General features: G+C 67.8%; 12 protein-coding genes. 8 read left to right on the plus strand and 4 right to left on the minus strand.

The window, feature by feature from the left end; all coding sequences use genetic code 11:
* Positions 1-48 precede the first annotated feature (48 nt).
* Genes QUS11_07485 through QUS11_07495 form a run of 3 tightly spaced genes read right to left on the minus strand, consistent with a single transcriptional unit; the run spans position 49 to position 3,502 of the window.
* On the minus strand, positions 49-1,533 hold the full coding sequence (locus tag QUS11_07485) for a hypothetical protein (GenBank protein MDM7993141.1): 1,485 nt from the start codon (positions 1,531-1,533) through the stop codon (positions 49-51).
* Positions 1,530-2,522 carry a transglutaminase-like domain-containing protein gene (locus tag QUS11_07490; protein ID MDM7993142.1) on the minus strand — a complete coding sequence of 331 codons (993 nt, stop codon included), beginning with the start codon at positions 2,520-2,522 and terminating at the stop codon, positions 1,530-1,532. Before QUS11_07490 ends, QUS11_07485 begins: the two co-directional genes overlap by 4 nt.
* A complete protein-coding gene (locus QUS11_07495) occupies positions 2,519-3,502 on the minus strand; it encodes a transglutaminase-like domain-containing protein (GenBank protein ID MDM7993143.1) in 984 nt (327 codons plus the stop codon). Before QUS11_07495 ends, QUS11_07490 begins: the two co-directional genes overlap by 4 nt.
* A 32-nt stretch (positions 3,503-3,534) precedes the next feature.
* On the opposite strand from QUS11_07495, the gene QUS11_07500 reads away from it, so the two are divergent.
* The gene (locus tag QUS11_07500) at positions 3,535-3,888 is read left to right on the plus strand and encodes a phage holin family protein (GenBank protein ID MDM7993144.1); all 354 of its coding nucleotides are present in this window, start codon (positions 3,535-3,537) and stop codon (positions 3,886-3,888) included.
* Here QUS11_07500 and QUS11_07505 read toward each other — a convergent pair.
* Positions 3,869-4,561, minus strand: a complete 693-nt coding sequence (locus QUS11_07505) for a coenzyme F420-0:L-glutamate ligase (GenBank protein ID MDM7993145.1) — start codon at positions 4,559-4,561, stop codon at positions 3,869-3,871. The two genes, QUS11_07500 and QUS11_07505, sit on opposite strands and share 20 nt — an antisense overlap.
* 60 nt (positions 4,562-4,621) lie before the next feature.
* On the opposite strand from QUS11_07505, the gene QUS11_07510 reads away from it, so the two are divergent.
* The 7 genes from QUS11_07510 to QUS11_07540 all read left to right on the plus strand — a co-directional run bounded on the left by QUS11_07510 (position 4,622) and on the right by QUS11_07540 (position 9,903).
* Positions 4,622-5,353, plus strand: a complete 732-nt coding sequence (locus tag QUS11_07510; GenBank protein ID MDM7993146.1) for a creatininase family protein — start codon at positions 4,622-4,624, stop codon at positions 5,351-5,353.
* A complete protein-coding gene (locus QUS11_07515; protein ID MDM7993147.1) occupies positions 5,337-6,227 on the plus strand; it encodes an ABC transporter ATP-binding protein in 891 nt (296 codons plus the stop codon). Before QUS11_07510 ends, QUS11_07515 begins: the two co-directional genes overlap by 17 nt.
* The gene (locus tag QUS11_07520) at positions 6,224-6,952 is read left to right on the plus strand and encodes an ABC transporter permease subunit (GenBank protein MDM7993148.1); all 729 of its coding nucleotides are present in this window, start codon (positions 6,224-6,226) and stop codon (positions 6,950-6,952) included. The genes QUS11_07515 and QUS11_07520 overlap by 4 nt, the downstream gene beginning before the upstream one ends.
* 12 nt (positions 6,953-6,964) lie before the next feature.
* The gene (gene cutA, locus QUS11_07525) at positions 6,965-7,288 is read left to right on the plus strand and encodes a divalent-cation tolerance protein CutA (protein ID MDM7993149.1); all 324 of its coding nucleotides are present in this window, start codon (positions 6,965-6,967) and stop codon (positions 7,286-7,288) included.
* A gap of 96 nt (positions 7,289-7,384) precedes the next feature.
* Positions 7,385-7,906: an Rrf2 family transcriptional regulator gene (locus tag QUS11_07530; GenBank protein MDM7993150.1), complete on the plus strand. Its 522-nt coding sequence runs from the start codon at positions 7,385-7,387 to the stop codon at positions 7,904-7,906.
* The gene (gene hcp / locus QUS11_07535; GenBank protein MDM7993151.1) at positions 7,903-9,561 is read left to right on the plus strand and encodes a hydroxylamine reductase; all 1,659 of its coding nucleotides are present in this window, start codon (positions 7,903-7,905) and stop codon (positions 9,559-9,561) included. The genes QUS11_07530 and hcp overlap by 4 nt, the downstream gene beginning before the upstream one ends.
* Before the next feature lie 3 nt (positions 9,562-9,564).
* Entirely contained in the window at positions 9,565-9,903 is a 339-nt protein-coding gene (locus QUS11_07540) for a cupin domain-containing protein (GenBank protein MDM7993152.1), read from the plus strand.
* Positions 9,904-9,971 lie beyond the last annotated feature (68 nt).

Below are 9,971 nucleotides of genomic sequence, written 5' to 3' on the forward strand. Positions count from 1 at the left end.
TGTCGGACATCGCACGGTCCGCGGGTCCTGCCGATGACGGCCCGGTACTCAGTCCGCCACGACCAGCTTCAGCGAGTACCCGGCGGAGATGCCCGTCGATACGAGATAGACGCCCGGGGGAAGCCCTTCGGTGTCCAGAGCGAAGAGCCCTTCGCCCGATGGCGTGAACTCCGCGTCCACCAGCCTTCCAGCCGCGTCGAACAGCGCAGGGGAGCCCGCACCCGGCCATGACACGACGACCCGGCCCAAAACCGGGTTGGGCCATGCCATGGGCGTCATCGAAGGCTGCCCCTCCCCGCCGATCCCCCCCGGAGTATGGTTCGGGAACAGGTCGCCCCACTCGATCCACTGCGGAGACTGCCCGTAGGAGGGCGATCCCGGAGCCGTGAAGGCCAGGCCTATCCTGCGGTCGGCCGGGATGAGGATCATGGTCTGCACCGTTCCGCCCGCACCCGGCACGGGTGCGAAGCCGACAGCCGCCATGAGGCCCCACAGCCTGTCCAGCGTCATGGACGGGTCGGCCCCGATGGAGTCGGAGAGCAGGGCATACCTGTCGCACGCCACGGGCGGATACAGGACCCTGTGGTGGTTGGTCAGGCACAGGTGCTGCCGCGGCATCTCCGCGTCGTCCCAGGAATGCCGCACGGCCGATCCCGCGAGGTTGTTGATCTCGACCACCTCTCCCGGCTCCTCCGGCGCGAGGGCTTCGGGAGCGAGAAGGTGGATGCAGTACGAGCAGCTCCTGTTCCAGTTCGTAAGGGCCGCCTCGACATCAAGGATGTCGTGTTTCCCGCTGTTGTCGAAGTCCAGGGCGGAGAGGCCCAGCGCCTGGGCGGCGCAGATCGGGACGAACGCAGGCTCCCACTTCTCGATGCCGTAGTAGTTGCCCATGTCGAGGGCGGCGCAGACCCCGTACTCGTTCATCCCCGACAGGCAGCCCATGAAGCCCGCCATGCCCACCGAGATCCAGTCGTTCCCGATCTCGGGATCGAGCGTGAAGAGGACCTGGTGTTCGAGCAGCACGGAGCCTGTGTCGATGAAGTAGTCGAGGTTGCGCGACATCGCGGGATCCCCCCCGAGGACGGGATCGGCCGCGGTCGCGTCGCCCCAGGCGCTCGTGCTGCTGCAAGAGACGAACCTGTTCGCCATGAGGTCGCTCAGATCTGGCGCCGAAGCGGCGACGTAGACGTCCAGAGTGTCCAGGTCCCGCCCGAAGACGGACGAGTACAGGCCGCAGGTATCCGCCATGCCGGCGAGCATGCCGGAAGCCATCTTCCTGAATTCGAGCGGGAACTGGAAGTGCTCCTCGACGAAGCGGCGTGCCGTCTCGACGCCGCCCGTCCCGCCCGCCAGCTCGACGAGGTAGACCTCGTAGAGATCCATGATCTCCGGCCCGAGCAGATATCCCTCGGCGTATCCCATGTCGCCCCAGGAGCCCCACAGATTGACCACCCTCACGGGGCCCGCGTACTCGATCGAACCGTTCGGCTGCCCCAGCACGGCCGCGAAGACCAGGGCGGCCGCGGCGGTCACAGTTCCAGCTCCATGTCGGCCAGCCTCATCTCGAACACCCCTCCTGCCGTGACCCCGGCCGGCGCCGAGGCGAAGCGCACCCCTCCCGTCGGAAGCCTCCGCGAGAGATGGACCATGTACGAGCCCTCCCCCACTTCGATGGAGCAGGGCAGCGACGGATCGAGTTCGACCCAGTCGAGGGGGACGTAGCGGCCGGGGCAGGGGATCGAGACTGCGAGGAGAAGGCTGTCCGAAGGCCCCTCGACGGGGGAGAAGGATATCGTCCCGGTGGGGACGAGTTCGGATGTCACGTATTCGTCGCCGGCCACGGCGAGCGAGAGGCCGTCGAAACCCGCCGGCAGGCTGTCGGACGGAAGAGGAACGGGGATCCATCCTGCCCCGTCCCAGTATTCGAGCCATCCGCCCTCGCGGCCCGCCGTGCCCTGGAACCAGCCCAGCACGGCGCGCACGGGGATGCCCAGCGATCTGAGGCTCGAGCCCAGGAGCACGCGCAGTTCCACGGGCGTTCCGCCCCCCGAGGCGAGTACGTCCCTGGGGCCTGCAACTCCTCCCATGATGTCGGGCTGGCGCACCCTCATGGTGCCGATGCTCCAGCGTACGCGCTCGACCACGGCCGCCAGGGTCGTGTCCGAGTCGGCGAGCCTGGCGTTCCAGTGGGTCATCAGGGGAGTGCGGTAGGCCGTCACGGGCTCGTCGTCGAACCTGTACTGCAGCAGGAAATCCATGAACAGGCTGTCGGGCATCGAGTCGACCCAGGAGTCGCGGGAGTCGAGAGCGCCGATGACGTGGTCCATCAGCGCCTCCGAGTTCATCTCGAGCCTGTCGAGCCTCGGGATGGTCGAGAAGAGCTCCTCCATGCAGGAGAGCATCTCTCCGCGCCCGGAAGAGAGCGCCTCCGACCAGAATACGGCGTTCCCCGGCGTCTCGGCCAGGAGGCTGTCGCGCGCCTCGGGGGTCAGGACGGACAGGACTGCTGCGAGAAGTATCACTGTTCCGCCTCCTGGTTCAGAAGGGCCAGCCCCGGCAGGGGCGAGCCCATCTCCGGGGTGACCGTCACCGAGTCTCCCTCCGGAACCTCCACCACCGCGGACACGATCGGCCATCCCCATGTCAGCATGTAGGATCCCGGCCCGAGGTCGATCCGGTCGATGCCCCGGCCGAGGCGCACCAGCGGCCGCAGGGCGCCCCAGTTGACGATGGATACGTACACCGGCCCCCCGAAGGAGCCGCTTATCCCCAGGCTGCCCGTGGGCGCGTAGTCGGACGTGACATTGACCAGGCATCCGTGCCCGCGCTGTACGATGGCTCCGGGCACCGAATCCTGGGTCACGGCCACCACGAGGGCGGCCCTGGAGGCATTGGCCTCGAACCAGGTCGGCTGCGTGAGGGAGTCCACCGCCGAGCCCGACTCCGTCGAGATCCAGCCCGCGGGCGTCCAGACCTCGGTCCAGGCGTGGTTGTTGTCGCACACCGTCCACCAGGGCGTGTAGACCTGGCGGCAGGGGATGCTCACCGCCCTGAGGGCGTCCATCTGCAGGATCGTGAGCTCCTCGCATCGCCCTGCGCCGCTCGAGAGCGTGACCAGGGGCGACTGGTCACGCCTCTGCGTCTGCAGGAAGACCGTCTTCTCGTCGCACCAGGCCATCACGCGCACCGCGGCCTCTGCTATGCCGCCGGCATCGGCCACGACCGGCGCGAGCGAGTCGAAGAAGGCGGGGCGCCACGCCGTGAGAGGCTCCTGGCTCACGCGCACCGGCAGCACGTACCTCAGGAATATCGAGTCGGGGATCAGGCCGCCCCACGGCATGCTGTCGCGCGCCATGAGGGCCGTGCCGACGTTGTCGGCCATGATGCCGGAATAGGCCGGCACGAGGTCGCAGGCCGGAGAGTTGTCCGCGAGGTCTGCCGCGGCCTCCCCGGGCGTCACGGTACCGGACAGGATCAGGAACAGGATGGACATCATGGCCATCGACCGCTCCTCCTTCCTATACTATTGCCACCATGAAGAAGTTCGTCATCGCCTGGGCGGTAGCGTCGGCCAGCCTGTATCTGGTGTCGCTCCTGCTCGGCCCCGACATGGAGTTCGAGGGAATACTGCCCGTGGTATGGACGGCCCTGCTGCTGGGCCTCCTGAACGCCATAGTCGCGCCCGTCGTGAAACTTCTGACGTGCCCGGTGTACCTGCTGACGCTCGGCCTGTTCAGGTTCGTGGTGAGCGCGGCCTTCCTGCTAATCGCGCGGTCGGTGGTGCACGGGTTCTGGATATCCGGGTTCTGGTGGGCCCTCCTGGCCTCGGTTCTCATCTCCCTGGCCACCACCCTCATCGGGTCCATCATCAAGTCGGACGACAACTGAGGATGCCGACGGGGGTGCCCTCGCACCCCTGACCAAGAGGATTGTCCGAGAGGGCCTCCACGATCAGGGCCCTGTCCATGTCCGCCGGCCAGCATCCCAGCACGTTCCCCCCGAGATCGTTGATGTCGACCACGGCGGCCCGGCACGCGAAGGCCCTGCCGAGCCTCTCGGCCACGCGGTCCGGCTCCAGAGGCGCGAGGCTGACGGCCCTGTCGAAAGGCGGGATGGTTCCACTGGTGGGTCCGTCTATCGAGCGCGCGAGCGGGCCGGCGATCCTGTAGAAGTCGCCCCTGCGCCCGAAGAGTCTGGTGAAGGCGGAAACCGCGGCGGCCAGCAGGATCCTGGGAACACCCACCTCGCGCAGCGCGCATTCCATGGTTTCGGGCATGCCCAGCCCGATGCCGGCCGGAGTCTTCGTGACGAACCGCGACAGCAGACGGGCAAGGGGCCTGGCCACGAGCTTCCCCTCGTCGAGCAGGAAGTACCTTCCCTGGCTGGCGCCCACGGCCTTCTCGCTGACGAAGAGCACATCCTCCGGGCCCGGGGAGAGGCCCTCGCGTGCAAGACCTTCCGATATGGCGGCAACCAGGTCCACCCCTGCGAGGATGAGCCCGGTGCGAACCGGCGTCCTGGAAAAACGCCCTCCGCGGACGACGATCTCCCGCTGCTTCATGTATAATCCCTCCGGTGCGTGATATGATTCAGCGCACTTCCGGGAACAAGCGGGGGATCGATGGAACTGAGCGGGTCCACCACTGCCGACGTAGCGGGATACCTCACCCGGCGGAGCGCCGTCGTGGTGCCCCTCGGGAGCACCGAGCAGCACGGCGCCCTGGCGCCCGTCGACTGCGACGCGGCCGTGGTCTCCGCCCTGTGCCGCGAGGCCTCCGCCAGGACGGGCGTCCTCTGTGCGCCGGCGCTGCCCTTCGGCTCCTCCGAGTGCCACATGTCCTTCCCCGGCACCGTCAGCCTCTCGGACCCCACGCTCGTTGCCATCCTGGAGGACGTCGCAGGCAGCCTGATACGACACGGGTTCCGGTCGATCCTGCTCCTCAGCGGCCACGGGGGGAACCGGGCCGCCGCCACGGAGGCCGTCGAAGGGCTGCGCAGCCGACATCCCGGCATCGGCCTGGCCTACATGGGCTACTGGGAGCTGCCGGGGGCGAAGGATCTGGAGAAAAGGCTCTTCGAGGGGCGCAGCGGCTATCACGCCACCGCCTCGGAGGTCTCGATGTACATGCACCTGTTCCCGGGCTTCAGGCCCCCGGACGAAGCGCTGAGGCAGTATCCGCCCTCGCCTTCTATGCGCCTGTCGGCGTCAGGGTGGCGGGATGCCTATCCCGACGGCCCCGCCGGCGTGGATGCGAGGCAGGTTTCGGCCCGGAAGGGCGCCGAGATGTTCGGGTTCCTCTGCGGGAGCCTGGCCGGAGTCCTGGAGGGGATGGCCGGTGGCTCGGGAGTCTGATGCCGCGGTCTCGATATCCGGCCTCTGCGTCGATTACGGACGCAACCGCGTTCTCGACGGGTTCGACATGGCGGTGGAGGGCCGCACGGTCCACGGGCTGCTCGGCCGGAACGGCGCGGGCAAGACCACGACCATCAGGGCGATCGCAGGCCTCATGGAGCCCTCCCGGGGCGGCCTCGCTGTGCTCGGCAGGCAGCCGCACGCCGATCCTTCGGTGCGCAGGCTACTGTCGATCCTCCCTTCCGAGGACGGCCTGATCCCCGGGCTTACCATCACCGAGAACCTGGTCTGCTGGGCGCGCTTCTGGGGCGTCGGCAGGCGCGATGCCGCCCGGGCCGCATCGGAGGCCCTGGAGGCGGTGGGCATGGAGGGCGACCCCGCGCGCAGGGTGGGTTCCCTCTCCACGGGGAACAGGCGGCTGGCCGCCCTGGCGCGGACGTTCATGGTGCCCTCCGAGATAGTGATCCTGGACGAGCCCACGTCGTCGCTCGACCCGGTCGTGTCGGCAAGGATACGCAGCGTGATCGCCTCGATGTCGCACGAGAGGACCGTGATCCTCTCGACGCACAACCTCGAGGAGGCTCAGGAGCTCTGCTCGACGGTCACGATCATCCACCACGGCCGGCGTGTCTTCGAGGGGCCGCCGGGCGGGTCCTCGCCCGAGGGGCGGTACCTGCTCAGGGTGGATTCGGATGCGCCCTCCTGGAGAGGGTTGCCGCTCGAGCGCAGGCCGGACGGGTTCCTCCTCCTGGAGTCCGGCCTCCCCGCCGCCGAGACCCTGGCCGGGCTCGTCAGGGAAGGGATCCGGGTCACCGAGTTCAGGCCCGCGCTCGGATCGCTGACGGAGATCTTCATGGAGGTGGCGGGATCGTGAGCGCCGGCGCCGTCTTCGCGAGGGACTGGCTCCACTTCAGGAGCATCATGGGGAGGATCGGCTTCATCCGGTTCTTCGCGGTCTACTGCGTTCTCCTCGGGATCTTCGTCCCCACGAGGTTCGACGATCCCAGGGCCGCCCCGGTCGTTTTCGCCCTCATCCCCATGTACCTGGCAGGCCCGCTGGCAGTGGACGCGATAGCAGGCGAGCGCGACAGGAAGACGCTCGAAGCGCTTCTGCACACCCCCGTGTCCCCGTCGGCCCTCACCCTCGGCAAGCTGCTGTTCCCCGTAGCCGTGGCCATGGCCCTTTCCACGGCGGCCGTCGCGAGCAACGCGCTATACTCGATGGCGGCCTCGCGCCCGCTCGCAGGCCCGGCCGACCTGGGCGCAGCCCTCGCGATGGGCGTCCCCCTGTCGCTGCTCTTCTCGGCGCTCGGCCTCCACATATCCCTGGGGGCGAAGTCGTCGCGCAGCGGTCAGCAGTGGTACTCGATATCGCTGCTGGCGTTCACCATCGGGCTGCCCCTCGCCCTCAGGTCGCTCCTGCCCGCCCTGGACGCCGGAACGGCAGCAGCCCTCGGGCGGCTCTTCGAGGGCGGGGTGCTGTCCGGCGGGACGGCTCTCCTTTTCGCCTCCATGCTGACAGCCGCCCTGGCACTCGCATGTCTGGCGTATCGCCGCTTCCGGAGGCTCTGGACCATGAACTCCGGATCGCAGCCCTGACGGGAGGTGCACATGCCGGAACCCGTGGTGGAACTGGTCACGACCGTTCCGAATCCCGATCTGGGGAGGGACATCGGCAGGGAGGCGGTGAAGGCCGGGCTCGCGGCCTGCGCCCAGGTCTCCGGACCCGTGACGAGCATCTACTCCTGGAAGGGCGGGCTCGAGGAGGAGCAGGAATGGAGGATCCGGTTCAAGACCTTCCGGAACCTCGCCTCCGACCTCGGGGAGTTCGTCCGCGCCAGGCACCCCTACGAGGTCCCCGAGATCGTCGTCCTCCCGATTTCGTCGGCATCGGACGACTATCTCTCCTGGATGGGCGGGGTGACCCGCTCCTGACCCCCGCAGCCTGAACCCAGCCATCCTTGACACGGCATCCCTTCCGGGATAAAATAGGAATCGTGAATCCCAATTCCCGAAAGGTGATGGAGGGTGATGTCACACAACTTCGGCTTCAGCGAGGCGGCCAACCTGGCGGTGCACTCCTGCGCGCTGCTCGCCGCCGGGCGCGAGGACGGCCCGCTTCCGGCGCACGGGATCGCCTCTGTGCTGGGCGTTTCCGAATCGCACCTCAGGAAGGTTCTCCTGCAGCTCGTCAGGAACGGGATACTCAGATCGGGCAGGGGTGCCGCCGGAGGCTTCGAGCTGGCGGAGGATCCCGCTGCTCTGACGCTCAGGAGGATCCTCGAGGCGGTGGACTCGATGCCCGAATCCGGCTCGTGCCTCCTGGGCCGGCCGGTCTGCCCCGCCGGCAGGTGCGTCTTCACGGAACTGACCGGGGAGATTGGATCGATGATAGACAGAGCGATGTCCGAAACGACGCTCGAGACCTTCGCAGGGGCGCTGCGCACCTCCGAAGGCGGCATGAGGAACGGAGAAAGCCCGTGTGGTGAAGGAGAAAACGCTCGAATCGTCCGCGGTGGCGTTCGCGCCTGCGGAGGGGGAAGGGGAAGATGATGTTCTGCTATCAGTGCGAACAGACCTCCCAGGGGAAGGGCTGCGACAGGTTCGGGGTGTGCGGGAAGGATCCCGACACCGCATCCCTCCAGGATTCGCTGCTGTTGCTTCTCAAGGGGATAGGCTGGTACGGCTCGAAGGCCCGCGCGGCCGGCTGGCGCGACCATGAGACCGATGTCTTCGTCGTAGAAGGCCTTTTCACCACGATCACCAATGTCGACTTCGATCCCGAGCGGGTCGAGGGGTACATAAGGCGCGCGGTGGAGCTCAGGGCGAGGGCGAAGGCGGCCGCGGGAGCGGGGGCCCCCCTCCCGGCCACCCATCTCCCGGCCGATCCGGCGACCTGGACCCCGCCCCCGGACAGGGCGGCGATCGTCGCCGCGGCCCAGGCCTTCTCCATCGCCGAACGCAGGGCGATGCAGGGCGACACGGTCACCGGCCTCGAGGAGCTGATCACCCAGGGGCTGAAGGGCACGGCCGCCTACGCCGACCACGCCCAGGTCCTCGGAGTGTCGGACGACGGCGCCTTCGGCGGCTTCTACGACAAGCTGGCCTTCCTCTGCGAGAGCCACGGCGTCCCCGAGCTCCTCAACGCCGCTCTGGAGGTCGGCGCGCTCAACTTCAAGGTGATGGAGCTGCTCGACAAGGCCAACACCTCGACCTACGGCAACCCCGTGCCCACGAGCGTCCGCGTCACCCCCAGGAAGGGCCGCGCCATCCTGATCTCGGGCCACGACCTGAAGGACCTCGAGGAGCTCCTCAAGCAGACGGAGGGCAGGGGCATCGACGTCTACACCCACGGCGAGATGCTGCCGGCGCACGGGTACCCCGGTCTGAACAGGTATCCGCATCTGGCAGGCAACTACGGCAGCGCGTGGCAGAACCAGCAGAAGGAGTTCGACGAGTTCCCCGGCGCGATCCTGATGACCACCAACTGCATCCAGAAGCCGAAGCCCGGCTACATGGGCCGCATCTTCACCTCGGGGATCGTGGCATGGCCCGGCGTGCGCCACATCGCGGACAGGAACTTCGCTCCCGTCATCGAGGCGGCACTGGCGCAGCCCGGCTTCGCCGAAGACCAGCCCGAGAAGCGGATCCTGGTCGGTTTCGGGCACGGCGCGGTGCTGGGAGTGGCCGGCAAGGTGATAGACCTCGTGAAGCAGGGACGGATAAGGCACTTCTTTCTGATAGGCGGCTGCGACGGCGCGAAGCCCGGCCGCGACTATTACACCGAGTTCGCCGAGAAGGTGCCTTCGGACTGCGTGATCCTAACGCTTGCCTGCGGAAAGTACCGCTTCAACAAGCTCGACTTCGGCGACATCGACGGCATCCCCAGGCTGCTGGACATCGGGCAGTGCAACGACGCCTACTCGGCCATCCAGATCGCCCTCGCGCTGTCGCAGGCCTTCGGGGTGGGCGTGAACGAGCTGCCGCTCTCGCTCGTCCTCTCCTGGTACGAGCAGAAGGCTTCCGCGATCCTGCTCACGCTGCTCCACCTCGGGATCAGGAACATCCACCTCGGCCCGTCGCTGCCGGCCTGCCTGACTCCCGACAGCCTGAAGGTGCTCGTGGACATGTTCGCGATCAAGCCGATCTCGACGCCCGATGCCGACCTGGCGGCCATCATGTCCCCCGCACCCTCCTGCGGGAGCTGAGCCATGAAGTACGCGAGGCCGGAAGAGGTCGGCCGCGTGGAAACCCCGCACGGCATCGAAGCCAGGCGGATCCACGAGAACGACCATGTCCAGGTGATGTACCTGAAGCTCGCCCCCGGCGAGGCTCTGAAGCCCCACACCACGCCCGTGGACGTGTTCTTCTACGTGCTGGAGGGCAGGGGCGAGGTGTCGATCGGCGCCGAGACCGTCGAGGTCGAGGCGGAGACGATAGTGGACAGCCCGAAGGGCATCGGGCACTGTTGGAGGAACACCGGGAACGTCACCCTGAGGCTCCTGGTGGTGAAGACCCCGAAGCCGGGCGCGCAGGCGACGATGAGATGACTCCCCGGGCGGGGGGCTGTCTCTTATACACATCTGACGCTGCCGACGAGTTCCGAACGGTGTAGATC

It is taken from the genome of Candidatus Fermentibacter sp. (genome assembly GCA_030373045.1).
Taxonomy (GTDB): Bacteria; Fermentibacterota; Fermentibacteria; order Fermentibacterales; family Fermentibacteraceae; genus Fermentibacter.